Source organism: Williamsia sp. SKLECPSW1, assembly GCF_054332755.1.
The window spans coordinates 1,885,999-1,911,364 of record NZ_JBTGLI010000001.1; the positions used below are offsets into that span (position 1 = coordinate 1,885,999).

The 25,366-nt window shown below is 69.7% G+C and carries 24 protein-coding genes; 10 read left to right on the top strand and 14 right to left on the bottom strand.

The window, feature by feature from the left end; genetic code table 11:
• Positions 1-56: 56 nt before the first annotated feature.
• Complete coding sequence (locus ACXVUM_RS08670; RefSeq protein ID WP_458521416.1) at positions 57-1,238, top strand: MFS transporter; 1,182 nt, start codon at positions 57-59, stop codon at positions 1,236-1,238.
• Between the two features lie 2 nt (positions 1,239-1,240).
• Here the strand turns inward: ACXVUM_RS08670 and ACXVUM_RS08675 are convergent, their stop codons facing one another.
• Positions 1,241-1,639: a DUF5313 family protein gene (locus ACXVUM_RS08675; RefSeq protein WP_458522829.1), complete on the bottom strand. Its 399-nt coding sequence runs from the start codon at positions 1,637-1,639 to the stop codon at positions 1,241-1,243.
• A gap of 43 nt (positions 1,640-1,682) precedes the next feature.
• Entirely contained in the window at positions 1,683-2,120 is a 438-nt protein-coding gene (locus ACXVUM_RS08680; RefSeq protein WP_458521417.1) for a MarR family winged helix-turn-helix transcriptional regulator, read from the bottom strand.
• A gap of 111 nt (positions 2,121-2,231) precedes the next feature.
• Here ACXVUM_RS08680 and ACXVUM_RS08685 point away from each other — a divergent pair, with 111 nt between their 5' ends.
• Both ACXVUM_RS08685 and ku read left to right on the top strand, forming a co-directional pair.
• Positions 2,232-3,212, top strand: coding sequence for an NADPH:quinone reductase (locus ACXVUM_RS08685; RefSeq protein WP_458521418.1), 981 nt, complete (start codon positions 2,232-2,234; stop codon positions 3,210-3,212).
• Between the two features lie 153 nt (positions 3,213-3,365).
• Positions 3,366-4,325, top strand: a complete 960-nt coding sequence (gene ku / locus ACXVUM_RS08690; protein WP_458521419.1) for a non-homologous end joining protein Ku — start codon at positions 3,366-3,368, stop codon at positions 4,323-4,325.
• A 51-nt stretch (positions 4,326-4,376) separates the two neighbouring features.
• Here the strand turns inward: ku and ACXVUM_RS08695 are convergent, their stop codons facing one another.
• Both ACXVUM_RS08695 and ACXVUM_RS08700 read right to left on the bottom strand, forming a co-directional pair.
• Entirely contained in the window at positions 4,377-5,564 is a 1,188-nt protein-coding gene (locus tag ACXVUM_RS08695; RefSeq protein WP_458521420.1) for an RtcB family protein, read from the bottom strand.
• 95 nt (positions 5,565-5,659) lie between these two features.
• Positions 5,660-6,712 carry a crotonase/enoyl-CoA hydratase family protein gene (locus ACXVUM_RS08700; RefSeq protein WP_458521421.1) on the bottom strand — a complete coding sequence of 351 codons (1,053 nt, stop codon included), beginning with the start codon at positions 6,710-6,712 and terminating at the stop codon, positions 5,660-5,662.
• A gap of 95 nt (positions 6,713-6,807) precedes the next feature.
• Between ACXVUM_RS08700 and ACXVUM_RS08705 the strand changes: the two genes are divergently transcribed.
• Positions 6,808-7,365: a dihydrofolate reductase family protein gene (locus ACXVUM_RS08705; RefSeq protein ID WP_458521422.1), complete on the top strand. Its 558-nt coding sequence runs from the start codon at positions 6,808-6,810 to the stop codon at positions 7,363-7,365.
• Positions 7,366-7,552: 187 nt separating this feature from the next.
• Here ACXVUM_RS08705 and ACXVUM_RS08710 read toward each other — a convergent pair whose 3' ends face one another.
• A complete protein-coding gene (locus tag ACXVUM_RS08710; protein ID WP_458521423.1) occupies positions 7,553-8,203 on the bottom strand; it encodes a hypothetical protein in 651 nt (216 codons plus the stop codon).
• A gap of 177 nt (positions 8,204-8,380) precedes the next feature.
• Here ACXVUM_RS08710 and ACXVUM_RS08715 point away from each other — a divergent pair, with 177 nt between their 5' ends.
• From ACXVUM_RS08715 to ACXVUM_RS08725, 3 genes are all read left to right on the top strand, one after another.
• Positions 8,381-9,163, top strand: a complete 783-nt coding sequence (locus tag ACXVUM_RS08715; protein ID WP_458521424.1) for a crotonase/enoyl-CoA hydratase family protein — start codon at positions 8,381-8,383, stop codon at positions 9,161-9,163.
• 122 nt (positions 9,164-9,285) lie between these two features.
• Entirely contained in the window at positions 9,286-12,114 is a 2,829-nt protein-coding gene (locus ACXVUM_RS08720) for a DUF2232 domain-containing protein (protein ID WP_458521425.1), read from the top strand.
• A gap of 50 nt (positions 12,115-12,164) precedes the next feature.
• The gene (locus tag ACXVUM_RS08725; RefSeq protein ID WP_458521426.1) at positions 12,165-13,673 is read left to right on the top strand and encodes a flavin-containing monooxygenase; all 1,509 of its coding nucleotides are present in this window, start codon (positions 12,165-12,167) and stop codon (positions 13,671-13,673) included.
• 32 nt (positions 13,674-13,705) lie between these two features.
• Here the strand turns inward: ACXVUM_RS08725 and ACXVUM_RS08730 are convergent, their stop codons facing one another.
• Both ACXVUM_RS08730 and ACXVUM_RS08735 read right to left on the bottom strand, forming a co-directional pair.
• Complete coding sequence (locus ACXVUM_RS08730; RefSeq protein ID WP_458521427.1) at positions 13,706-14,503, bottom strand: alpha/beta fold hydrolase; 798 nt, start codon at positions 14,501-14,503, stop codon at positions 13,706-13,708.
• A 5-nt stretch (positions 14,504-14,508) separates the two neighbouring features.
• Positions 14,509-15,585 (bottom strand): aldo/keto reductase, encoded by a 1,077-nt coding sequence (locus ACXVUM_RS08735; RefSeq protein ID WP_458521428.1) that lies wholly within the window; start codon positions 15,583-15,585, stop codon positions 14,509-14,511.
• Between the two features lie 106 nt (positions 15,586-15,691).
• Between ACXVUM_RS08735 and ACXVUM_RS08740 the strand changes: the two genes are divergently transcribed.
• Positions 15,692-16,297 (top strand): TetR/AcrR family transcriptional regulator, encoded by a 606-nt coding sequence (locus ACXVUM_RS08740; protein ID WP_458521429.1) that lies wholly within the window; start codon positions 15,692-15,694, stop codon positions 16,295-16,297.
• A 66-nt stretch (positions 16,298-16,363) separates the two neighbouring features.
• On the opposite strand, the gene ACXVUM_RS08745 is transcribed toward ACXVUM_RS08740, so the two are convergent.
• From ACXVUM_RS08745 to ACXVUM_RS08765, 5 genes are read right to left on the bottom strand one after another with little or no spacing between them, the layout of a single operon-like run.
• Positions 16,364-17,131: an IclR family transcriptional regulator gene (locus ACXVUM_RS08745; RefSeq protein ID WP_458521430.1), complete on the bottom strand. Its 768-nt coding sequence runs from the start codon at positions 17,129-17,131 to the stop codon at positions 16,364-16,366.
• Positions 17,132-17,189: 58 nt separating this feature from the next.
• On the bottom strand, positions 17,190-18,182 hold the full coding sequence (locus tag ACXVUM_RS08750; protein ID WP_458521431.1) for a cyclase family protein: 993 nt from the start codon (positions 18,180-18,182) through the stop codon (positions 17,190-17,192).
• Positions 18,179-18,466: a hypothetical protein gene (locus ACXVUM_RS08755; protein ID WP_458521432.1), complete on the bottom strand. Its 288-nt coding sequence runs from the start codon at positions 18,464-18,466 to the stop codon at positions 18,179-18,181. The genes ACXVUM_RS08750 and ACXVUM_RS08755 overlap by 4 nt, the downstream gene beginning before the upstream one ends.
• A gap of 34 nt (positions 18,467-18,500) precedes the next feature.
• Positions 18,501-19,841: a TRAP transporter large permease subunit gene (locus ACXVUM_RS08760; protein ID WP_458521433.1), complete on the bottom strand. Its 1,341-nt coding sequence runs from the start codon at positions 19,839-19,841 to the stop codon at positions 18,501-18,503.
• A complete protein-coding gene (locus tag ACXVUM_RS08765; RefSeq protein WP_458521434.1) occupies positions 19,838-21,199 on the bottom strand; it encodes an RraA family protein in 1,362 nt (453 codons plus the stop codon). Before ACXVUM_RS08765 ends, ACXVUM_RS08760 begins: the two co-directional genes overlap by 4 nt.
• Before the next feature lie 128 nt (positions 21,200-21,327).
• Between ACXVUM_RS08765 and ACXVUM_RS08770 the strand changes: the two genes are divergently transcribed.
• Both ACXVUM_RS08770 and ACXVUM_RS08775 read left to right on the top strand, forming a co-directional pair.
• A complete protein-coding gene (locus tag ACXVUM_RS08770; RefSeq protein ID WP_458521435.1) occupies positions 21,328-22,509 on the top strand; it encodes an MFS transporter in 1,182 nt (393 codons plus the stop codon).
• Between the two features lie 120 nt (positions 22,510-22,629).
• Entirely contained in the window at positions 22,630-23,376 is a 747-nt protein-coding gene (locus ACXVUM_RS08775) for an SDR family oxidoreductase (protein ID WP_458521436.1), read from the top strand.
• On the opposite strand, the gene ACXVUM_RS08780 is transcribed toward ACXVUM_RS08775, so the two are convergent.
• Entirely contained in the window at positions 23,367-23,876 is a 510-nt protein-coding gene (locus tag ACXVUM_RS08780) for a MarR family winged helix-turn-helix transcriptional regulator (protein ID WP_458521437.1), read from the bottom strand. The two genes, ACXVUM_RS08775 and ACXVUM_RS08780, sit on opposite strands and share 10 nt — an antisense overlap.
• A gap of 82 nt (positions 23,877-23,958) precedes the next feature.
• Positions 23,959-25,170, bottom strand: coding sequence for an EAL domain-containing protein (locus ACXVUM_RS08785; RefSeq protein ID WP_458521438.1), 1,212 nt, complete (start codon positions 25,168-25,170; stop codon positions 23,959-23,961).
• Positions 25,171-25,366: the final 196 nt, after the last annotated feature.

A 25,366-nucleotide genomic window follows, 5' to 3' on the forward strand; every position in this document is an offset into this window, starting at 1 on the left:
GGGGCGTTCCGCGTCCCGTGGCCGGCGGCGATCCGATCCGGCCCGTCGGTGTGGGTGTGGCGGTCGTGGCAGTGGTGCTGTTGGGGATCAACCTGCGGCTGGTCTTCGGGAGCGCATCCGCGGTGATCACCGAGATCACCCGGGGTTACCACCTGGGGTCGGGAAGCGCTGCCCTGCTCACGACGGGGCCGGTCGTGTGCCTGGGACTGTTCGGTGTCGCTGCCGGCCGACTCATCTCGCGGTGGTCCGTTCCCGCGGTGCTCACCGCATGTCTCGCCGTGGTGGCGGGTGGGACAGCGCTGCGCGGCATCCCGTCGTGGCCGGTCCTGGTCACCGGCACTCTGCTGGCGGGTGTCGGGATCGCGGTGGCCAACGTGCTCGGACCCGTCCTCGTGCGTCAGTTCTTCCCGCGGCACATCGGGCTCATGACGGGCCTGCTCACCGCGCTCGTCAGCGCGAGCGCAGGACTCGCATCCGGCGTCACCGTGCCTCTGGCAGACAATGTTCTGCCAGGTTGGCGCGCCACGTTGCTCGCGTGGGCCGTTCCCGCGGTACTCGCAACAGCGGCCATGGCGACCATGGCGGTACGGCACCGCCACGCATCCAGAGTCGAGAGCCGATCCGGCGGACCTCGTCGGCCATACCGTGTGCTCACCTCGAGAACAGCCTGGGCGCTCACCGGCTTCATGGGACTGCAGTCGATGCTCGCCTATGCGCTCATCGGATGGCTGCCCACGATCTACCGCGACCGTGGAGCCGGTCCGCAACAGGCGGGTCTGCTGCTGACGGCGCTGAGCATCTCGAGTGTGGTGACCGCCCTCGCCGTTCCGATGGTGGCCGCCCGCATGAGAAGTCAGCGGATCGTCGCGGCGACCGTCGTCGCACTCTCCGTCTGCGGACTGTGCGGTGTGGCATTCGGGGGGATCGGCGAGGCGTTCGTGTGGGCAGTGCTCCTCGGCCTCGGACAGGGCGGCCAATTGTCGTTGGCGCTCACCATGATCAACTTGCGAGCGGCATCAGCGGCGACAGCCGCGAGCCTGTCGACCATGGTCCAGTCGGTCGGTTATCTCGTCGCAGCGACGGGACCACTCATCGTCGCGGCTGTGCACAGTGCCACGGGATCGTGGACCGCACCAGTTCTCTTCCTGCTCGCAGCGATGGCGCCGCTCGCCGTCTGCGGGTGGTATGCCGCCCGTGACACCCGAGTCGGTGGAGAGGTCGACCCGGTGGCCGACTGATTTCACATGCCGCGGTACTTCGAGAGATAGGCCTGTTCGGCGTGGTGGTTCTTGGCCCGTTCACGCGCGTCGACCAGCGCGGGATCGAGGCCGTGTTGGCTCATCCGGTGGCGGCGGTAGACCCGGTTCAGGGCAATGGAGAAGTAGATGTACGGCAGCATGATCGGGATCGTCATCATGGCTTTCACGATCCATTCCGCCGGGACGAACATGAACGGCGTCAGGACGGCGATGCAGGGCACCGCCCACCGGACCACCATCCGGGCGCCCGCGCCCTTGCCGGTGAGGTCGCGCGTCACCCAGGGCAGATACGACCGGCCGAGCCTCGCGCCGTAGCAGTAGAGCAGGAAGCGCACCAGCGGCGGTCGGGACAGTGTGTCGCCCGACGACGGCTCGCTCATGCTGCTCACGGCAGTCACCTTAGACCGCGTCCGGAGCTCCGCCTCAGTCGGCGGATTCCAGGGAGACGCCCGCCGACGCGCGGGTGCGGATGTGGTCGAGCGCAGCGATGAGCCGCCGACGATCCCGGTCGGGGAGATCACCCCAGGCGACATCGTGAACCGTCTCTCGTGCGGTCCGCTCCGCCGCGGCGAGCAGTCTGGTGCCGTCCGTGGTCAGCGTGATGTGTGACGACCGGCGATCCGACGGGTGCCGGGCACGGACCACGTGTCCAGCCGTCTCCATGCGGTCGACCAGTTTGCTGGCGCCTCCCGCCGTGATGAGCAGGTCCTGCGCGAGGTCCTGCACGCGGGCGGTTCCCCGGCGGCCGATCACCCTCATCGGCTCGAACCAGGTGAGCGGCAGATCGTGGTCCGCGCGCAGCCGCGCGTCGAGCGCGTTCCACACCACGATCTGCGCACGGACCAGGCGATCGAAGAGCACGAGGTCGTCGTCGATCCGCTGCTCCCTTCCGTCGTCGGTCTCCGGAGGACCGGAGCCTGCCCGTAGTCTATTCCATGGAAACTATCTCGGATCGACGTGAGGGGTGACGGCGTGCGCGCAGCGTTCTACGACAGGCAGGGACCGGCAGGCGAGGTGCTCGAGGTCGGCGAGCTCCCTCGGACGGATCCCGGCCCGGGAGAGGTGCGGGTCAGGCTGCACCGATCGGGAGTCAACCCGGGTGACGTCAAGAAGCGCCAGGCGTGGCTCGACTCCCCCATGGCGTTCGACCGCATCGTCCCGCACAGCGACGGGGCAGGTGTCATCGATGCCGTCGGCAGCGGGGTGGACCAGGGGCGGGTCGGACGTCGGGTCTGGGTGTTCGGCGCACAGTCCTACCGGCAGTTCGGCACGGCCGCGGAGAGCACGGTGGTCCCCGACCACATGGCGGTCGACCTTCCCGACGACGTCTCGTACTCCGTGGGTGCCTGTCTGGGGATCCCCGGGATCACCGCCCATCGCGCGGTGTTCGCCGACGGGCCCGTCACCGGTCGCACCGTCCTCGTGCACGGGGTGAAGGGAGCTGTGGGTTCCTTGGCCGCCCACCTCGCGCGGCGAGGAGGGGCGAGGGTGATCGGGACGGTGCGTCACGACGACGACGTGTCGCAGGTCGACGAGGGTGTCGCTGACCTGGTGATCTCGACGGCAGACGATCCGGTGGCACGGATCCGGGCGGCTGCGCCCGACGGTGTCGACCGTGTGGTGGAGGTGGCGTTCTCGGCGAACATCGATCTCGACAGCGAGGTCGTCGCCCCGGATGCCGTCATCGCAACCTACGGCAGTCCGCAGCCCAGGCCGTCGATCCCGCTGTGGCCCTTGCTGTTCGCGAACGTGTCGATTCGTCTTCTCGGTAGCGACGACTTCTCCTCCGAGGCCAAGGCCGCCGCAGCAGTCGAACTGACCGCGGCCGCCGCCGACAACCCACGACTCGTCCCCGAGATCGAGGAGTTCCCGCTCGACCGGATCGCGGACGCCCACGAGCTCGTCGAACACGGTCGGCCCCGAGGGCGCGTCGTGCTCACCATCGCGGACTGACTCCCCGGAATCCGTCCCGACGACACCGGACGTGCGGAGGCCCGCCCCGGGGACCTCTGACCGCGCCGCTGCGGTCACGTCTCGGTGAACAGGTGGCACGTCCGGGGCGTGTAAGGGGCTGCATCGGGCACCCCTGGTGGGCACAATGAGCAGATGCGCTCGATCTGGAAAGGCGATCTGAGCTTTGGCCTGGTGAACGTGCCGGTCAAGGTCTACTCGGCGACGGAGTCGCACGATCGCACCTCGCATCAGGTCGACTCCAAGGACGGCACCCGGATCCGCTACCGCAAGGTGCGGGAGGGCACCGACACCGAGGTCGAGTTCTCCGACATCGCCAACGCCTACGAGGCCGACTCCGGGGAGACGGTGATCCTCACGAAGTCCGACCTCGCCGAGCTGCCCGTCCAACGAAGCCCGGAGATCTCCATCACCGGCTTCGTACCCGAGGACCAGATCGACCCGATCTTCTTCGACAAGCCGTACTACCTGGAACCGGCATCGAAGTCGACCAAGGCGTATGTGCTGCTCCGTCAGGCACTCGCCGACACCGAGCGTCTCGCCATCGCCACCTTCACCCTCCGCAACCGCACTCGTCTGGCCGCGCTGCGCGTCTACGAGAACGTGATGACCCTGCAGACGTTGCTCTGGCCCGACGAGGTCCGCAAGCCCGAGTTCGCCTCGCTCGACGACGAACCCGAGATCCGCCCGCAGGAGCTGTCGATGGCACAGTCGCTCATCGAGAGCATGGCCACCGAATTCGACCCCGACGAGTACGAGGACACCTACCAGCTGGAGCTCAGCAAGCTCATCGAGGCGAAAGCGCAGGGGAGCGAGGCGTTCCCCACGACCGACGAGGCCGACGACTCCGCCGACGACGACTCCGAGGTCGCGGATCTGCTTGCCGCGCTGCGTGCGTCGGTGAAGGGGCGGGGCGAGTCGTCGGGGTCCTCGGGCGGGACGGCGAAGAAGGCACCGGCTGCGAAGTCGACCGCGAAGAAGACGCCGGCCAAGAAGACCGCCGCCAAGAAGTCGACAGCGAAGAAGTCGACAGCCAAGAAAGCCACCGCCAAGAAGACGACAGCGAAGAAGGCGCCGGCGAAGAAGGCCGGCTGACCCCGCGGCGTCACCCGGCCCGACCGAGCCGGGTGACGCTGCCCGAGAGGGTCAGGTCCCCTTGACGTTGAGGATCTGACGCAGGGTGTGGTCGACGCTCACGAGGTCCGCGGCATCGCGCATGACGACGTCGATGTCCTTGTACGCATGCGAGATCTCGTCGATCCAGTCGGCGCCGTGGCGGTATTCGATCCCTTCCATCGACGACGCGAGGTCTGCCTCGGTGAAGCGTCGCTTCGCCTCCGCGCGGGAGAACCGTCGTCCGGCCCCGTGCGGCGCCGAGCAGAGCGCCGCCGCGTTCCCCTTCCCGGTCACGACATACGACCGCGTCCCCATCGATCCGGGGATGACACCGCGGACACCCGCGTGGGCATCGATGGCGCCCTTGCGGGTGAGCCACAGCTCACGACCGCCGTGGGTCTCGCGCGTCGTGTAGTTGTGGTGACAGTTGATCCGCTCGACCTCGAGGGCGGCCGGGTCGTCGACACCCGACCAGTGCGCGAGGGCCCGGCGGAACCGGTCCATCATCTCCGCCCGGTTGTCGAGGGCGAACTGCTGGGCCCACCGGAGATCACGGAGGTAGGCGTCGAGCTCCCCGGTGTCCGCAGGGAGGTACGCGAGCTCGGGATTCGGCAGCCGGACGTGCCAACGCCGACAGAGCTTCTGCGCGAGCGCGATGTACCGCGACGCGATCCGGTGACCCACGCCCCGTGACCCCGAGTGCAGGAACATCCACACCTGGTCGGTCTCGTCGAGACAGAGCTCGATGAAGTGGTTCCCGCCACCGAGCGATCCGAGCTGCTCCCGCCACTGCGGCGAGTGTGACAGATCGACGCCGTCACGTCGGGCGCGGTCCTCGAGCGAGGCGATCCTCGGCGCGGTGAAGTCGAAGCGGTCGACGCCGTTGTTGTAGTTGCCCGGCGACAAGGGGATCGCGGACTCGATGGAGGCCCGGAGATCGCCGAGGTCGCGTCCCCGGACGGCGTCGGCGTCGAGAACGGTGCGGACCGCGATCATGCCGCATCCGATGTCGACACCGACGGCGGCCGGGATCACGGCATCGACGGTGGGCAACACGGTGCCGACCGACGACCCCTTGCCGTAGTGGGCATCCGGCATCAACGCGACGTGTGGGTGGACGAACGGCAGCCGGGCGGCCTCGATCGCCTGCTCGACGGTCTTGTCGTCGAGGTCGGACGCGAAGGTGAGCAGCTTGAGGTTGCCGATACGGCTGGGCACGGGATTCTCCTCTCGGTGTGCCGGCCCAGTGTTCGCGTCGAGGCGTTCGCCCGCAACGGGTTTCTCGCCGAGCGCACGTCCCGCTCGTGGGACGTCTACGACTTCGGCGCGCCGCTCCAGTCGCCGAACGGTTCGTCGCGCTCTCGGACCGCCTGCTTGAAACCGGCTGTCGCCGATCGGGTCTGGAATGCGTACCCCTCTCGCGTGTGCCGCGAGACCCCGTCGAAGACCGTGCTGACCATCGCGGAGGTGGCAACCCCCTGCGACAGCAGAGCGCTGTTCAGTGCGAGCTTGACCATCATCAGCTGGTTGATCGGCATGCGGGCGATCCGCGCGACGTAGTCCTCGACCACCTCGTCGAGTCGATCGGCCGGAGCGGACTCGACCGCGAGACCCCACTCGACGGCGGTCTTCCCGTCGATGCTGTCGCCGGTGAAGAGCATCCGCTTCGCCCGCTGGTCGCCGATGCGATGCGCCCACAGGCCGGTCGACGGCACACCCCACACGCGCACGGGTGGATAGCCGATGCGGACGTCGTCGGCGGTGATGATCTGGTCGCAGTGCAAGGCGATGTCGGTCCCGCCGGCGATGCAGAAGCCGTGCAGCTTGGCCACGACGGGCTTGTCGGCGTGCAGGAGGCTCGCGAAGCCGCGGCCGTTGCGGCTCATCATCGCGTAGTCGACCATCGGATCCCACTGCCGGCGAGGGTCGTGGTTCGTGGCCTGCACGAGGGGATCGAGCACGGTTCCGTCGACGCTCACCTGATGGGTGGCCTTCCCGGTCTCGTCGGCGCCCGGGTCCTCCCACCGTTCGGCGAACATGCCGAGGTCGTACCCGCCGCAGAATCCCTTGCCCCGCCCCGACAGCAGGATCACATGGACTCGTGGGTCGAGATCCGCGTGCTCGACGGCCGCGGCGATGTCGCGCGGGGTGTCGGCGGTGATCGCGTTGCCGTGCCGGGGGCGGTTGAAGGTGATCCGTGCGACCCGATCGGTCACCTCGTAGGTCAGCGTCGGGAACTCCAGGGAGTCGGGTGGCGTGCGGTCCCGCGCCGCCGACACCGGCGGTCCCGCGGTCCAGTCGTCGCGCCAGGCCGCCGGGTGGTCGCCACCGTCGGTCGGGGTGGTGAGGTTCGCATCGTCGCTCATCGGCGTCACACTATCGGCGAGCCCGTCGCCCCGGGACCGATGAGAACCATGCCGTCGCCCAGTCCACACAGATGAGACACGACGAACGGAGCGACATGGGAATCCTGACCTACGGCATGCACATCTCCCTCGACGGCTACATCGAGGACCCGACCGGGAGCATCGACTTCGGCGTACCCGACGAAGAGATGCATCGAGTCTCCAACCGGCAGGTCCGGGACACGGCGGCGTTCCTGTTCGGCCGGCGACTCTTCGACGTGATGGAGGACTTCTGGACGGCCCCGGAGCGTGCCGACGGCGAGCCGGTCGAGGCGGAGTTCGCCGAGGTGTACGCAGAGACCCCGCGCATCGTGTTCTCCGATTCTCTGCGGTCGGTGCCCGATGGGTGCCGGCTCGTGCGCAGTCCCGACGCCAGGGACGAGGTCGTGCGCCTGAAGGCGGAGACCGACGGCCTGCTCAGCATCGGTGGGCCCCGACTGGCCGCGTCCGTCGCCGATCTCATCGACCAGGTCGACCCGTACGTGCTGCCGACGGTGTTGGGCGGCGGCACCCCGTTCTATCCGAGCGGCCACCGGTGGGACCTCACGCTCGCCGAGATCCGGACCTTCCGCGCGTCGGGGTGGACCTACATGCGCTACACGGTCGATCGCTGAACGCCTTCGCCTGAAGGACGCGAACCGTGTGGCCACCGCTGCTGACGCGGCGAGTTGATCGCAGATGCCGAGCGGTTGGGACCGGCCGGGCGGTTGCGGCGGTGGCCTCCTCGATCTGTGAACCTTGCGTCCGCGGTCACCCCGTCCGATCAGCCGGTCGCAATGCATATCTGTGCGCAGGGTGGCGTCACTCTGGTTGAGGCTGACGCAATCCGATCGCGCGAGCGGCCGCGAAGGTCGCACTGAGGATCAGGACGACGAGGGTGATCACCACCACCCAGGTCGACGTGACGGTGGAAAAGCCGAGCACCCATGCGCTGGTGACTCCGGCCGCCGTCGCAAGCAGTGCACCCACCGGGAGCACGAGGGCGGTAGCCCGGGTTGTCGGGCGGATTGCGTGGTCCCCGACGTTTCGCAGTGCCAGGTACACCGCGGTGACGGCAAGGCCGTAACCGAGCGCACCGGTGACCGCGTAGAGCAGCAACGGGGGCAACCAACCAGGAAGGTCCGCCGCCACTGCCACCGCGATCAGCGCCGGCAACACTCCCACCACGCAACCGATGACGCCCACCGCCACTGTGAGCCCGACACGACGGTGAGGCGGTACTTGTGCACCGGCGGCCCGGAGGACGCCTGCGCCGACTGCTCCCATCGCCGCGCCCGCCACGGCAATCATCAGGTAGCGCAGTGGTTCTGAGGCAGTGACGTTCGCTCCAGAAAACGAGGAGACAACGAAGTACTCCCCATTGCCGGGTCCCGCCAGTCCCTCGAACAACGCCGCTGTCAACAGCCCGATGAGACAACCCAGGAACATCAACCAGACAAACAAGCGACTCATGCAAGGCATGGTGCCGCACGGTCGCTCGTCATCACCCGTCAAGTGGGGTGATCGCCGTCGTGGACATCCATCACGGTCTTCCCCAGACATCGGACGGTTCGTGTTGCCGAGGCGCGAAACCGACACGGCCCCGGTCACCTGGAGAGCTGAGGTGTTGGACGGGCTTAATCTCGCCGGATGAGCGACCTCGTCCACGTCCACCGCGACGGACCCGTCACCACCGTGACCATCGACCGGCCCGACGTCCGCAACGCCGTCGACCGTCCGACGGCCGAGGCACTCGCCGCGGCGTTCCGGGCCTTCGACGCCGACGACGACGCGGCGGTGGCGGTACTGGCGGGGGCGGGTTCCACGTTCTGTTCCGGCGCGGACCTCGGTGCGATCGCGGGTGACCCCGCCCGCATCAACCGCTTCGCGCCCGATGGCGACGCCCCGATGGGGGTGTCCCGGATGGAACTGACCAAACCGGTCGTCGCCGCCATCGAGGGCTACGCCGTCGCGGGCGGGCTCGAACTCGCGCTCTGGGCGGACATGCGCGTCGCTGCCGCCGACGCCGTGTTCGGCGTCTTCTGCCGCCGGTGGGGCGTACCCCTCATCGACGGTGGCACCGTGCGGCTGCCGCGCCTGATCGGCGAGAGCCGGGCCATGGACCTCATCCTCACCGGGCGGGCCGTCCACGCCGACGAGGCGCTGTCGATCGGCCTGGCGAATCGGGTCGTCCCGTCGGACACCGCGCTGCAGGCCGCGCAGAGCCTCGCCCGCGAACTCGCAGCGTTTCCTCAGACTTGCCTGCGACAGGACCGGCTGTCCGCACGCGAGCAACATGGGCTGTCGCTGCAGCAGGCGCTTCTCAACGAGACCCGTCACGGAGCGACGTCGCTGGTCAACGGCACCGCCGAGGGTGCTGCGCGGTTCACCGCGGGCGCGGGACGGCACGGCGCACCCGCAGATCCCGACTGAGTCCGCGCCTCGCCTGCGACCCCCTCCCGGCGCCGCCTGCGCACGTCGACGACCCCGCCCGTCCCGTCCGCTCTGGCACCCTGGATTCGGACATCGTCGTGCGGCGCGAGAGGGAGTGGCAGATGGGACACCCGACGCTGCGCCGCGCCGATCCGGAGACCCCGTCACGCGCCAGGCCGCCGCGCCGTCGTCTGACGGCGACCGAGGTCGCCGAGGCCGCCGCGCTGGCCGATGTCGCCGCCGCCATCTGCGTACTCAGCCGCATCCTGCCGATCGCCGGCGCGGCCATGCTCGTCGCGTCCATCCCGTTCGCCGTCCTCGGCATCCGTCGACGGCTGTCGGTGTGTGTCCTGGCCACGGTGATCGGCTGGATCGTCGGACTGCTCTTCGGTGGCTACACCGCCGCCAACATGGTGGGCGCTGCGGCGATCGCCGGGTGTTTCGCGGGCATCGCGCTACGTCGTGGGTGGTCCCCGCCGTCGGTGGTGGTGCGCGCGATCCTCATCGTCGGCGTGCCGTCGGCCGCGCTCACCACGGGTCTGCTCGCCGTCTTCGCGAGCTACCGCGAGTTCGTGTTCGACAACATCCGCAACGGCCTCGGCGGCACGGCGCGGATCTTCGCCGCCGCGGGCATCGCACAGGTCCAGGAATTCGACGACGGGGTGCGCCGCGCCCTCGAGGTGTGGCCGATCACCGTCAGCGTCGTCGGCTTGATCGGGGCGGCCGGAGGCGTTCTGTTGACGGCCGTGTTCGTGTGGCGGCCCGCGCAGTCCATCGCCCGCAGGCTGGGTGCCGTCGCCACCGACGACGCTCCGGCGGACGAGACGGCGATCGTGGCACCGGTTCCGCTGCACGCCCGCGGGGTGACCGTCGTCCACCCCGAGGCGCTCGTCCCGACGATCGCCGACATCGACGTCGACGTAGTACCGGGGTCCCTCGTCGCCGTCGTCGGCCACAACGGCGCCGGGAAGTCCACGCTGGCGCGGGTGATCTCCGGCCGCGCGCCCACCGCGGGTCAGGTCTGGCGACCGGGCACCGCGGGACTCGGGATGCCGGGCGGGACGGCGATGATCGGGCAACGTCCGGAGACCGGCGTGCTGGGGCTCGCCGTCGGCGACGACCTCGCCTGGGGTGTGCCCGACATGACGCCGGAGCGTTCGGCGGCAGTTCTGCATCGCGTCGGTCTCGACCTGGATCTCGACGCCGAGACGTCGAGACTGTCCGGTGGTCAGCTCCAGCGACTCGCCGTCGCGTCGGCGTTGGTGCGCGGCCCGGGGCTGCTCGTCAGCGACGAGAGCACCGCGATGATCGACGCCGCCGGCCGTGACGGATTGATGCGCCTGTACCGCAGGATCGCCGACACCGGGACCGCCGTTGTCCACGTGACCCACGATCCGGCCGAGATGGCCGGCGCCGACTCGACCGTCGTCGTCCCCGGCGGGAGCTCGGAGCCCGCGGTGCCCGTCCCCGACGGCGGCGGGCGCTGGCTCCGTGGCGGCGCGGTCCGCGTCGACGGTCTGCGATTCGCCCACGACAGCGGGACCCCGTGGCAGCGCGCGGTGCTGCGGGACGTGTCGATGTCGATCGCGCCGGGACAGACCGTGCTCGTCACCGGTGCCAACGGAGCGGGCAAGACGACGCTTGCGCGTCTGCTCGCCGGGATCGAGAAGCCCGTCGCCGGAACGGTTCTCGTGGACGGCGAGCCGGTCCGCAACGATCGCACCTGTGCCCTGTACGGCCACCAGTTCGCGCGCCTGTCGTTGGTGCGGTCCCGCGTCCGTGACGACGTCTGCGACGCCGCCGGCGTCGACCGCGCGAACGGTCGGCTGGTGTGGCAGGCGCTGCGTGAACTCGGGCTCGACCCGGCCCGCGTCGCCGAGGCCCGCATCGACCACCTCAGCGTCGGTCAGCAGCGCCGTGTCGCGCTGGCCGGGTTGTTGGCCGCGCGTCCGCGCGTCCTCGTCCTCGACGAGCCGCTCGCCGGACTCGACACCGCATCCCGACAGGCCATGGTGGCCGCCCTGGCACGGGTGCGCGCCTCGGGGACGACGCTCGTCATCGTCACCCACGACGAGACCGAACTCTCCGCGATCGCCGACCGGGTCGTCGAGGTCTCTCCTCTGCTGTCGGGTGACGAACCGCTCGCCGGCAAGGCGTCCCGTGCGTCGATGATCGGTGTGGTCGGGCGGGTGCTCCCGCAGCCGTCGCCGGCCAAGAGTCTGTGGGTGGGCACCAAGGTGCTGGCCATCGTCGCGACCGCCGCCATGCTGGCGTGGAACCCGTCGTGGACCACGGTCGGCGCGGCCGCGCTCCTGGCGCTGGTCTGGACCCTGGCGGGCCGGATCTCGCTGCGCACCCTGCCGCGACTTCCCTGGTGGGTCCCGGTGGTCGCGCTCGCCGGCGGTTCGGTCACCGCGTTGGGAGGCGGGGCGCCCTTCGTCACGATCGCCGATGTCCGGCTCGGCCTGGGCGGTGCGAGCACCTTCGGCGTCCTCATCTGCATCACGATCGTGTCGCTGTACCTGTCTCTGCTGTTCTGCTGGACGACGCCGATGGTCGAGGTGCCCGCGTTCCTGCAGCGGGTGGTCGGTTGGTTCGCGCGGGTCCGCATACCCGTCCAGCCGGTGGCGGTCGGGGTGACCGTCGCCCTGCGTCTGCTGCCGTTCATGCTCACCGACTTCCGTGCGCTGCTGCAGACCATCGCGCAACGCCGCACCCCGGGACCGCAGTCGCTCACCCAGCGTGCGGTGCAGTGGGGTGCATGTCTGCCGATCGTGTGCAGCCTCGCCGTCCAGAACGCCCGCGAGGTCGCCACGTCGATGGAGAACCGTGGCGGGATCGGTTCCGTGGCGCGCGCCGACCGGCGCCCCGGCGTGCTGGACATCCTGGTCATCGTCGCGATCCTCGCCCTCACGATCGGGTGTGCGTTCCTCGTCGGGACGCGTTATTGACGACGCGTCAATAACGCGGGTACCGTCATCGGCATACCGAAAGGATTGCCATGACCCAGGTGCAGGATCGTTCCACCGGCGGAGCCGGAGACCGACCGTCGGAATTCCTCGACGTCGTCATCGTGGGCGCGGGACTCTCGGGGATCGATGCCGCGTACCGGCTCGTCGAGCGCAACCCCGGACTCCGCTACGCCCTGCTCGAGCAGCGCGACCGCATCGGCGGGACATGGGATCTGTTCCGCTACCCCGGCATCCGCTCGGACAGCGACATCTACACGCTCAGTTACCCGTTCCGCCCGTGGGACGGGGAGAAGAGCATCGCCGACGGCGCCGACATCCGGCAGTACATCGCCGACGCCGCCGACGACTACGGCATCACCGACAAGATCCGCTTCGGTGTCTCGGTGCGCTCGGCCGACTTCGACACCACCACCGACGAGTGGACCGTCGTCACCGAGGTAGGCGGGTCCACCCAGACGGTGCGGTGCCGCTTCTTCTTCCTGTGCACCGGCTACTACGACTACTCCGGCGGCTACACGCCGGAGTTCCCCGGGATCGAGAACTTCACGGGCACCGTGGTGCATCCGCAGGAATGGCCCGAGGACCTCGACCACACCGGCAAGAAGGTGGTCGTGATCGGCAGTGGCGCAACGGCCATCACCCTCATCCCGTCCATGTCACGGGATGCCGAGAAGGTGACCATGCTGCAGCGGTCGCCCACCTACATCACGATCCTGCCGTCGAAGGACAAGATCGCCCTGGCGTTGCGCAAGCGACTCCCCGCCGGCCTGGCGCACCGGATCATCCGGGTGAAGAACGCGGGGATCGCCCTGGCCTTCTACCTGTACTGCCGGAAGTACCCGGACTCCGCCCGCGCCCGCCTGCGCGGTCTCGCCAAGCGGGTGCTGCCGAAGGACTACGACGTCGACACACACTTCAACCCCACCTACAACCCGTGGGACCAGCGGCTGTGCGTCATCCCCGACGGTGACCTGTACCGGGCCATCAAGAAGGGCAAGGCCGACATCGTCACCGACACGATCGCGTCGTTCGACGAGACCGGCGTCCGCCTGTCGTCCGACGACCACCTCGACGCCGACATCATCGTCACCGCAACGGGATTGCAACTGCTCGTGTTCGGTGGGATCACGCTGTCGATCGACGGCGAGGAGATGAAGCCGAACGAGCACGTGCTCTACCGCGGCCGCATGCTCGACGGTGTGCCGAACTTCGCGTGGACCTTCGGCTACACCAACGCGTCGTGGACCCTGCGTGCCGATCTGACCTCGAAGGCCGTCGCCGAACTCATCGCCTACATGGGTGAGCACGGCTACACCCACGCCTTCCCCGACCGCGGCGACGCACCACTGCCCGACGAGCCCATGGTCGATCTGCAGTCCGGGTACATCGCGCGATCGGCGGGCTCGCTGCCGCGGTCCGCGCCCGAACAGCCCTGGCGGGTGCGGGCGAACGTCGTGCTCGACACGATCGACGAGAGGCGCGGCAAGGTCACCGACGCGATGACGTTCGGGAAGGTGCGCCAGACCGCCGACGTCTGAGTCGAATCGGACCGCCGACGTCTGAGTCGGTTTCAGGTCACGGACGTCTGGTCCGACAGGTGCTCCCGGATGGCCGGGAGCACCGTCGATGTCGCGGCGAGGGTTGTCGCGTGATCGGTCCCGTCGACCACGAGCAGCTCGCAGTCGGGCATCGTGGCCGCGACGTGGCGCGTGTCCTCGAGGCGGCCGTCGTCGGCCGACCCCACGAATGTCAGTGTCGGCGCGGTGATCCCGGCGAGGTCGGCGTCGGGTACGCCGGGTTCGGCGTCGACGCTCGTCATGTAGGCGGCGAGTGCCGACGCGTCGTTGGCCTCGAACGCGGCGCGGCTGCCCGCGTCGAGTGTGGTGCCGCGCGCCCGCTCCCACCCCTCGATGAACGCCGCCATCCCCTCCTCGTGGAGGACGCCGACACAGCCGGGGAAGAACAGGTCGTCGAAAGCGCCGTGTAGGGGACGGGAACTGGTGCCTCCCAGCACGAGTCGGTCGAGACGCTCGGGATGCGTCGCGGCGTATGTCAGCGCCACGCGCGAGCCGAGCGAGTAGCCGACGATGCTCACGCGATCGAGGCCGAGTTCGTCGAGCAGTGCGAGGACGTCGCCGACGAGGAGGTCCATCGCGTACAGGGCCGGATCGTGAGGCTTGTCGCTGTGTCCGTGACCGCGGAAGTCGGGCAGCACGAGTCGGTGGTCGTCGCCGAGGCCGGTCACGTATCCGAAGCTGCGCCACACGGCCTGCGACAGGCCGGTGGGGTGCAGCAGGACGACGGGACTGCCCGCACCTGTCACCCGGTAGGCGATCGAGACGCCGTCGGGGGAGTGGACACGATCCATGCTGCTCAGGATGCCATCGCGCCCGCCGATCGGTGCGCCGTGCCGCGCTCGATCGTCATGTCCCCGCGGGTCTGGGTGCGGATGTGGTCGCTGCGCAGCATGCCGTGCGGGAAGCCGGGATCGATCGCACTCGCCTCGTCGAGTCGGCGCAGGTGGTCGTCGTCGAGGTCGACCGCCAGTGCGCCGAGGTTGTCGTCGAGCTGCGCCACGGTGCGGGCGCCGATGATCGGCGCGGTCACGTCGGGGTGGCGCAGGCTCCACGCGAGGGCCACCTGAGCCGGGGTGGTCCCGATGAGGTCGGCCACCTCGGCGACGGTGTCCGCGATGGCGAGATTGCGCTCGGTCACGGCGCCGAGTCCGGCGTTGAACGCCGCTCGTGTGCTGTCGGTGGTCTCGCCGCCCCGCCGGTACTTGCCGGTGAGGAGCCCGCCGGCCAAGGGGGAGAACGGGACCAGTCCGAGCCCGAGCTCCCGGGCCATCGGGATCAGGTCGAGCTCGCCGCGTCGTTCGATCAGGTTGTGCTCGATCTGCAGGGCGACGACGGGTGTCCACCCGCGCACGTCGGCGAGTGTCTGCATGCGGGCGATCTGCCAGGCCGGTGCCGTCGAGATCGCGCAGTGCAGGACCTTGCCGTGGCGGACCAGATCGTCCATGCCTCGGAGGATCTCGTCGATCGGTGTGAGCTCGTCCCACACGTGCAGGTACAGCAGGTCGACGTAGTCGGTGCCCAGCCGCCCGAGGCTCTCCTCGACCGAGGAGAGCAGGTTCTTACGGTTCGCGCCCCCGGAGTTGGGGTCGCCGGCTCGTCGCAGCGTCGAGTACTTCGTGGCGATGACGAGACCGTCACGTCGGCCACGCGCGAACTCACCGACGAGGCGCTCCGAGGTGCCCTCGGTGTACGTCGCTGCGGTGTCGACGAAGTTGCCGCCGGCGTCGACGTAGCGGTCGAAGAGGCGCCGCGCGTCGTCGCGATCCGCACCCCACCCCCACTCCGTACCGAAGGTCGCGGTGCCGAGCGCCAACGGGGACACGCGCAGTCCCGAGCGTCCCAGTGTGCGATACGAGTCCAGTGCCAGCGTCACGTCTCACTCCATTAGGTAAACGATTGTGTACACATAGAACGCTAGGCGGCGGGAGGCGCCGACGCAACTAAGTACACTCCTGCGTATACCTGAGAGGGGTGATCGCATGTCCGACCTGGCGATGGGGCCGACCGGGCAGAGGCGTGGACGCGGAGCGCGCGAGCGCATCCTCGCGGCTGCGCGCGGGCTGTTCGAGACCCGGGGCGTCCCGACGTCGGGCATGGACCGGATCGCAGACGCCGCAGGTGTGTCCAAGCGGACCGTGTATCGGCACTTCCCCACGAAGGACGACGTGCTCAGCGCCTACCTCGGCACACGGGATCTGGACCACGAACCGTGGGACGTCGACGAGTCGTCGAGCCCCCGCGAGAGGATCCTCGCGGTCTTCACCCCGTCGCCGGAGGCCGACGGACTCACGCCGCTCTGTCCCTTCGTGCAGACCGCGGTGGAACTGCCCGACCCCGACCATCCGGCCCGGGAGATCGTCCGTGCCTACAAGTCCGCGGTTGCCGACCGGTTCGCGCAGTGGGCGGCCGAGGCGGGAGCACGCGAGCCCGACCGGGTGGGCGAGCAGTTGGCGCTGCTCCTCGACGGAGCGTCGACACGGACGCGGGTGACGGGCGTCGAGTCGATGGCGACGGCGCGAGCCATCGCCCGGACGGTGCTGGACGCGGCCATCCCCCGCGATGCCACGACGGCAACGCGCCGATGACCACGTCGTCGGCGACCTTCCTCGCCCTCGACCTCGCCGGTGCGGAGGCCGTGAATGCGATCGTCGTCAGCCGCGGCCGCGGGGCAGTCGGGAGCCGAGCGACGACGCTGCGCGCCGGACCTCGGTGCTCAGCCGGCTGACGACGTCCGGGGTCAGCTCGCTCTCCGACCCGGTGAGTCCGAGCACTGCGGCCAACGAGCCGGTGGGGTCGCGGACCGGTGCGGTCACCGAGACGATCCCGACGAGCCGTTCGGAGACCGACACCGCGTACCCGTCGCTGCGGATCGTCTCCAGCTGACTCATCAGGCCGTCGCGGTCGACGCGCGAACCGTCGGAGTGATGCACGGCGTCGACCCCGTCGAGTGCGAGGGCCAGCTCGTCGGGTGCCATCTCCGCCAGGAAGGTCTTGCCGGCTCCGCCGAGGTGCAGGGGCAGACGGTCGCCGATCGGCAACACGTAGCTCAGCGGGCTCGTACCCTCGACCCGCCCCACGAGGACGCGACTGAACTCCACCCGCACGTAGAGCGATGCCGTCAGACCGCTGGTCGTGGCCAGTTGTTGCAGAATCGGCTGCGCGAGAACGCTGATCGGGTTGGTCATCACGAAGGCGTGTGCGATCGCGAGGGCTGCCGGCCCTGCCGTGTACCCGTCACCCGACCGCGACGCGTACCCCCTCAGCAGCAGCACGTTCAGGATGCGTTGGGCTGTCGCGATGTGCAGACCGGCCTCGCGGGCCACCTCGCTGAGGCGGAGCGGTTGTCCGGTGGACTGCAGGGTGGACAGGACGTCGAGTGCCCGGTCGAGCGAACGCATGGTGTTCGCCGGTGATGTCATCGCTGCTCTCGATCGGGGACGGTGTCCCGATCACGTTATCAGCGTACGAGAGGTGTGGTCAGCGGATGGCGGTCGCGTTGCAGGGCGCCCCGACGCCGCCGGGAAGCGCGAGCGGCTTGACCACCACCAACGCGTCCCATCGGCCGTGGGCGCGGCTGTCGGCGGTGAGTGCCGTCAGATCCCACAGCTCACCGAGGGGGACACCGAGCCGGGCGATCAACTCCTGGTGCATCATCCCGGCGTCCTCCGGCGCCGATCGGAGGAAGGGGCTGTCGGGCTGCACCGGAAGCACCTCGACCGCGAAGGTGTCGGTGCCGAACAGTGCGACCCGGTGGTCCCACAACCACCGGGGCAACGCACGGTCCTGCGCGAAGCCCGTCGCACGCCGGGCATCGCGCAGCTCGGCGCGACCGTGGTCGTCGGCGTCGAGGAACCAGCGTGCCCACCCGGTGTGGACGAGGACGAGGTCGCCGGGCCTCACGCTGCATCCTTGTCTCTCGGCCGCACGGTCGAGGACGTCGACCGGCAGTGCCGGCCCCTGACGGTGGTCGATCGGGGTGCCCTCCTCCCGCAACAGGCCTTCCACGTCGAGCAGGATCCCTCGACCGGTGATGGGTGCATCCGCCCATGCCTGCACGCCGAGCTCGGTCCGTCCCGGCACGATCGCCTCGTCGGGCGTGCCGCCGTAGAAGCCGTGCCCCGACGCGCGTCGGTGACGGAGACCGTCGATGTGACTGCTCGCCTGCAGGTAGAACCCGTCGAGCAGATCGTCCCGTGACTCCGCGTGCGCGGCGGTGATCGTGTGGACGGGCGCCGAGCGCGAGCGCGACATCGGCGGGTCGAACGCACCGACATGGTGGTCGAGGCTGAACACCGCGCCTCGACGGACGGACCGACACGCCTCGGCGACGTGCTCGGGCCCGGCGAGACCCGCCATACCCCGGTCGACGTCGTCGAAGAGACCCCAGGTCGATCCTGCCGGCGCATCGTCGCGGTGCAGCAGGTCGTCGTAGGACATGTCGACCGCCGTCGGGCGGGTGGTCCGGGTCATGCTGCGCGCGCGCCTGACTCGTGGTGGTCGACGTCGAGCGTGTCCGCCACGCCGTCCTCGGACTCCGCGGCACCGTCGCGGAAGTAGGACAGCGCGAAGGCGAGGAGTCCCGCGACACCGGCTGCGCCGTAGGCGTACGGCGCGAGCGACTCCTCGGCGCCGGTGACGAACGATCCGCTGCCGGCGATCAGCCCGCCCGCCTGGAGGGTGACGATGGCGAGGCCGCCGAGGAGGAACACGACGACGCTGACGCGGAAGACGGTCGAGAGCGTGTTTTCGATCATGACTATTCCTGTCGTGAGAAGCGGTGGGGTGTCGTCAGGAGACGGGCAGCAGGCCGAGGGCGATGAGCACCCCGACACCGAGGATCGGCAGGCAGTAGTACTTCAGCAGCGGCATGAAGGTCTTCGCCGGGTCGACCCGCGCGATACCGGCCGCGACGTAGATCGGCGCACCCGACGGCGGCGAGGCACCCTCGGTCGACGCGAAGACCAGGACCGCTGCCGCGGCGACCGGGGCAGGGATACCGACGCCGACCAGCGCCGCCACCGCGACACCGCCGACCGCGGCCATCGTCGCGGACGCCGTCAGGGGGATCGCGATGACGACGACGATCACGCCGATGACGATCGCCATCAACCACGCCGGGGCGCTGAGTGATTCGAGGACCGAGGTGAGCTGCTCGGGCAAACCGAGGTCGGCCAGGACCGCGGACGCCGAGAAGGCGGCGACGATCGTCACGCCGATGACACCGAACTGCGGAGCGACGTCGCCGAGGACCTTCCACCACCCCTTCGTCGACTTCGGCAGGTGCCGACGTCCGAGGAAGAGGACGAGCAGGATCATCAGCACGGGGATCCAGGTGATCAGGCTGATGGCCTTCGACATCACCAGGTCGGTGTGGCGGGCGATGGGCTCGGCGATCGGGCCGCGGGTCAGGATCAACGGGATGATTATCGGCAGGAAGAGGAGCAGCGAGGTCCATCCGCGCCGCAGGCTGCGTCGTGCCGGCAACCGGTCCTCGGGTGCGATGGGTTGCAGACCGTGCTTGCGGACCAGGTAGAAGTTCAGCGCGAGACGGTAACCGAGACACCACAGTCCGGCGAGAGCCAGGGGCAGGACGATGTCGTCGGGTTCCATGAGGCCGGTGACGGTGCTGGTCCCGACGAGGATGAACATGGTGGCGCTGAACGGGAACGTCACACCCATGCCTGCGCATCCGGCGACCACCGTCGCGGAGAGTTCGGGGCTCACCCCGGACCGCTTCATCCACGGGACTGTCACCGAGCCGACCGCGGCGGTGACGGACGCCCCGACGTGCGCGATGGCACCGAACATCCCGCCCGCCACCGTCGAGGTGTAGATCGGTCCGCCACGGACGCCGCCGAGGAACGAGTTGAGGATGTCGATGAGGCGGTCGAGGACAGGGGTCTTGGCGAGGACGTAGCTCATGAAGATGAACGCCAACCCGGCGAAGGTGACCTCCTCCTGCATGGAGTCGACGAACCCGTGCCACATGTATGTCGGCGCCTTGGTGCCGGCGAAGGCGCCGACGACGAGGAAGCCGACGATCATCGACTCGCCGATGTTGCGTTTGAGGACCGCGTTCCAGAACACGATCGCGGCGATGAAGGCGACCAGCGCCCAGATGGCGATCACGATGCGGCCCGAGCGGCGATGATCGAGGCACGACGCTGTGCCTCGTCGGCGTTGACGGCGCGGCCACCCGCCAGGCTCGAGTGCGCCTCGGTGGCCGGTATGACGATGACGCCGTCGTCGTCGGCCACGACGAGATCGCCCGGCGCGCACACCACGCCGCCCACGGCGACGGGCACGTCGATCCGGCCCGGGCCGTTCTTGTAGGGGCCGGCCGGGGACACCGCTCGCGCCCACACACCGAAACCGATCTCGGCGAGGTCGTCGACGTCGCGGACGGCGCCGTCGATGACCATCCCGACGCATCCGAGCGACCGGGCGCGCTCGGCGATCAACTCGCCCATGAGCGCTCGGTTCGTCTCTCCGTGACCGTTGATCACGATCACCTCGCCGGGTCGCACTCGGGTCAGCGCCTCCTGCAGCGCCCTGTTGTCGCCGGCGGCCGTCCACACGGTCCGGGCGCGGCCGACGACGCGGGCGCCCTTCCACATCGATCGGATGCCCGAGTCGAGCATCCCCATGCGCTCGCGGGCATCACCGATGTTCGCGACCGGGAGGCCAGCATATGCCGCGATCAGCTCGTCGTCGTCGGTTCCGTCGTGATCGGCGAGGGTCTGGTGCACGGCGGCGGCGGCGCGGGCCATGAGGGGCCGCCGGCCCAGCTCGTCGAGGAGATCGACGGCGGCGGACGCCTCGATCGCGCGCCGGGCGGCGTGCTTGCGGGTACCGGCGTCGAGGCGGTCGAGCGACTCGAAGCCGCCGGTCAGCTCGTCGGCGATCTGTCCGCGGACCCATTGCTCGGCCCCGGCCGCCACAGCCGCATCGGTCGACTCGACGATGAGGGCGCCGAGTCCCTTCATGAAGCTGCTGCGCAGCAGCTTCCGTCGGGACGCGTCGCCCGGTCGACCGCCGATGTCCTCGACGGGTGCACCGAGTTCGGCGAACAGCGCGGCGGCTCGAGTGGACCCCGCACCGCTGATGACGAGTGCGGTCCGTGACCCGGTCGCGGGGACCGATCCCACGACGGCGACGTCGGCGACGGTCACGCCGGGCGATGTGGCCAGCGCGTCCGCCACTGCCGTCTTGATCGGGACCGCGGCCGAGTTCATGTCGGCGTAGACGGTGCCGGCGGCAAGATGCGGTGCCGCGTCCGTCGCAGCACGCAGCGCGACCGACGCACTGGTGAGGCTGAGGACCAGCTGTGCCCCGTCGACCGCGGCACCGATCGTGTCGTGGCGGGTGACGCCGGCCGGGGTGGGGACGTCGGCGGGATCGAACCCGGCGACCTCCCAGTCCGAGGCGAGGAAGCCGGCGGCGTAGAGGCTTCCCGCCTCGCCGAGGCCCAGGATGGTGACGCGCATCGTGTTCTCATTCTTTGATAGGGACTCTCACATGACGCTGTAATACTGATCACACCGGGTTGCATGCGTCAACCCCTCGCTTGTTCGTTCTGAGAGATCGGCTATCGCTGAATGAGATGATTCCGGTCATGTCGCCTGCGCTGCCCACGGACTCCTCGGGCTGGTTCCGCCACCTGTGCGTGACCGCCGGGATGCTGCAGGCGGTCTTCGTCGCCGTGCGGGTGCTCATCACCTATCGAGCGCTCGAGCTCGACGGGGGTACGGTGGTGATCGGCGTGATCACGGCGGCGTATTCGCTTGTGCCCCTGGTGATCGCGACTCAGCTGGGACGCTGGGTGGACGGAGGCCGACTGTCCGCGGTGCTCCGGTGCGGCGCCGCCGTCAGTGCGGCTGCGGTGGCGACGTGCGCGCTCGCGGGTACGTTGCCGGTCCTCGCCGGCGGCAGCGTCCTGCTGGGCGTCGGCAACCTCCTGACGATGGTCGCCGGGCAGTCCTACATCCCGCGGCGGTGCCGACCTGCCGACTTCGATCACCGCTTCGGGGTGTTCTCCCTCGGGGTGTCGCTGGGGCAGGCGGGCGGCCTTCCCCTCGCGGGGGTGTTGGCCTCCACCCCGCTGCACACAGTCGGTGCCATCGCGGTGATGGGTGGGCTTGCGGCGGCTGCCGCGGTGGCGAGTCGAGCGCGGTCGCTGACGACGACGAGCGACCAGGTGGGGTCGTCGGATGGGGGCGTGCCCGATCGCATCGGGATGGTCGCCATGCTCTCGGACCCCGGCGTCCTCGGTGCGGTCTTCAGCAGCCTGATGGTGCTCAGCGCCATCGATCTCATGGGCGCATACCTCCCGGTGCTCGGGCAGCAGATGGGGTGGACCGTCCTGGCGGTGACGACTGTGCTCACGTCTCGCTCCGTGGCGTCGGTGGTCTCGCGTGCGTTCCTCTCCCCGCTGCTCGCGACGGTCCCTCGACGCGCGCTGCTGGTGGCCGGTACGGCGGGGTCGGTTCTGCCCGTCGTCGCCCTGCCGTGGGTTCCGCACGTCGCCGTCGCTGCGGGACTGATGGCGATCGCGGGCTTCTTCTGGGGTGTGGCGCAGCCGCTCTCGATGACCTGGGTGACGCGGTTGGTTCCCGCCTCCGCGCGGGGGTCCGCGCTGTCGCTTCGCATGACCGGCAACCGCCTCGGCCAGGTGGTCATCCCGTTGACCGCCGGCGGACTCGCCGCCGTCACCGGTGTCGGGGCGGTGTTCGTCGCCACCGCCGCGCTGTTGGCGGCCGCGTCGGCCGTGACGTGGAGGACGACGCGGGCCCGGTGACGCGTGACCTCGTCCCGCGGTCGGCGGACGGAGTCGGCTGCGGGAAATAACGTGACATGTCACCTAGTTGTGATGGCCAGACGCCGGAGATGCCGACGCCACACATTTAGGAGGGTCACCATGCATCAACTGGACGACAAGACGGCTCTGGTCACCGGCGGGACCTCGGGTATCGGACTCGCGACCGCCCAGCGGCTCGCGGCCGAGGGCGCGCACGTGTTCGTCACCGGCCGCCGTGGCGATGCGGTGGACGAGGCGGTCGCGTCGATCGGTGATGCCGCCACCGGGGTCACCGGTGACGTCACCGACGCGGACGATCTGCACCGCCTCGCCGACGTCATCCGTGCTCGCGGGCGCGGTCTCGACATCGTCGTCACCAACGCCGGTGGCGGTGAGTTCGCCACGCTGGAGGACGAGACCCGCGAGCATCTCTCCGACACGTTCGACCGCAACGTCGGAGGAACGGTGTTCACCGTTCAAGCGGTGTTGCCGCTGCTCAACGACGGTGCCTCGATCGTGCTGGCCGGATCGACCGCCGCCTCCGAGGGCGTCCCCGCCTTCGGCGCCTACGCCGCGTCGAAGGCTGCCGTCAGGTCCCTGGCGCGTACGTGGGCCGCAGAACTCGCCGGTCGCGGGATCCGCGTGAACACGGTGGTGCCGGGACCGACGGAGACGCCAGGCCTGAAGAACCTCGTGCCGGAGGAGCATCAGCAGGCATTGCTGGACGAGCAGGCCGCGGGCTTGCCGCTGGGGCGGGTCGGCAGGCCCGAGGAGATCGCCGCCGCCGTGGTGTTCCTCGGATCCGACGCGAGCAGCTTCATGACCGGCAGCGAGGTCTTCGTCGACGGCGGCTCTGTTCAGGTCTGATCCGGGCGGGGAAGGGTTCCCGTCCGCAGCAGGCTCTCGTGGACCACGTCGAGGGTGCGGCCCAGTTCCGCTGTCCGGGTCTCGTCGAGATCGGTGAAGAACGCGGACCGCACCCACGCGGCGTGGAGCGGGGCTGCCGCCCTCAGCTCGTCCAGGCCTGTCGCCGTGAGCACGACATCGGTTGCACGACGGTCGGATTCGCACAGCTCGCGGGTGACGAGGTCTCGACGGCCCATGCGCTGCAGGTGATGTGAGAGACGGCTGCGTTCCCACCCGATCATGGTGGCGAGCGCGCCCAAGCGCGACCGGTGGCCGGGCTGCTGCGACAGGGCGTTCAGCACGGTGTAGTCGCCCAACGACAATCCGCTGTCGCAGAGCAGTTGTCGGTTCATCTCGTACTCGAGGCGGTGGTAGACCCGCATGTACGCCAACCACGTCTGTTGCTGGACGCCGGTGAGTTCGGCGTTCTCCCCGCTGTCGGGGTCTGGTCGACCAGGCACTTCGACTCCGATCAGCGAGGGCGGCACCTGATCGCATGGTAGGGCAGGCGTGTCGCCGGAGACTCTCGCCGACGCCCGGATGTCAGCGCGAGGCGAGGGTCCCGATCACGTGGCGGGCGACATCGGCGACGACGTCGCGGTCGGTGGTGATGCACCACCGGACCGAGCCGTGCGGATCGGAGCCGAGCGGAGCTGCGATGACCGCGACGGCGTGATCGGCGCCGATGGACGCGACGGCGAACGCCCCGGGGTCGGGGAGTTCGGGTGATCGTGGGCCGCGCACACCCGGCCGTGGTGTCGGTCCGAGCCCGGGAGCACTGATCCCGACCAGGGCGTGCCGGCCGGCCAGGGCGCGGTAGCGCCCCGCGATCTCGGCCGAGAGGTGCCGCGCGCCGTGCATCATCGCCACCACGCAGCCGTCCCGGTGATCGGCGGCGGCCATCGACTCGACGAGATCGCACGCCTCCGTCGCCTCGGACGCGTCGCCGACGGCCGCCGGGGCTTCGTCGAGGATGTCGGGCAGCGGACGGATCCGACCGCGACGGCTGTCGACGATGGTCAGCGGCGACGGCTCCGCGGCAGTCCTGGGCAGGGCGCCGGGACGGCCGTACCGGTATCCCTGGGCGAGGCCGGCGCCCATCGAGATCGCGCACTCCTCGTGCTCGTCGGTCTCCACGCCCTCGGCCAGGATCACCGAACCGCGACGACGGGCCAGGTCTCCGGCTGCGGTGATCGCTCGCGCGGCCTCCAGGCCGTGTGCGGACATCTGGGTGAGACTGCGGTCGAGCTTCACCACGTCGGGTGCGACGACGTCGAGCAGGGCGAGACATTCGGGAAGAGCGCCGACGTCGTCCAGGGCGATGCCGTATCCCAGTGCGCGGGCCCATTCCACGCCCGCGACCACCGACGGCGGATCGTGCAGGAGTGTTCGCTCCGTCAGTTCGAGGATGACACGGACACCGGTCTGTGCACCGTCGGGATCGGCGAGGACCGTCGTCGGCCCCCAGGGGGGCGGTGCGGTGAGGCAATCGGGTTCGACGTTGACGAACACGTGCGGTGCCGCACACGATCCGCGGCGACGGATGCCCTCGACCGCGCGGCGCCGACACCACCAGTCCATCGCCGCCGCAGAACCGCACCGACGTGCGGCGTCGAAGGCCTCGAGTGGGGACACGGACGGCATGCACGGCCACCGGGCGAGCGCCTCGTAGCCCGCCGTGCGTCCGGTCGCCGGCTCGACGACCGGTTGGAACACGGGTACGACGCAGGACGGGTCACCCAGGATGGTCGACATGCTCGACCCTGGTGTTCGCACGAGTGTCCCCCCGGAAGCTGACGCGGTGTCCCCCGAAACCGCTCCGGGGAGCCACACTAATGCACCCGGTACCCGCGTTCGGTCCTGCGAATCCGCTGCGCGATCCTGCACGGAACCGGGCGAGTAGCGTGCGCCACATGGGTGTGGCCGACGATGAGCCCGGGGCGCTGGGTGC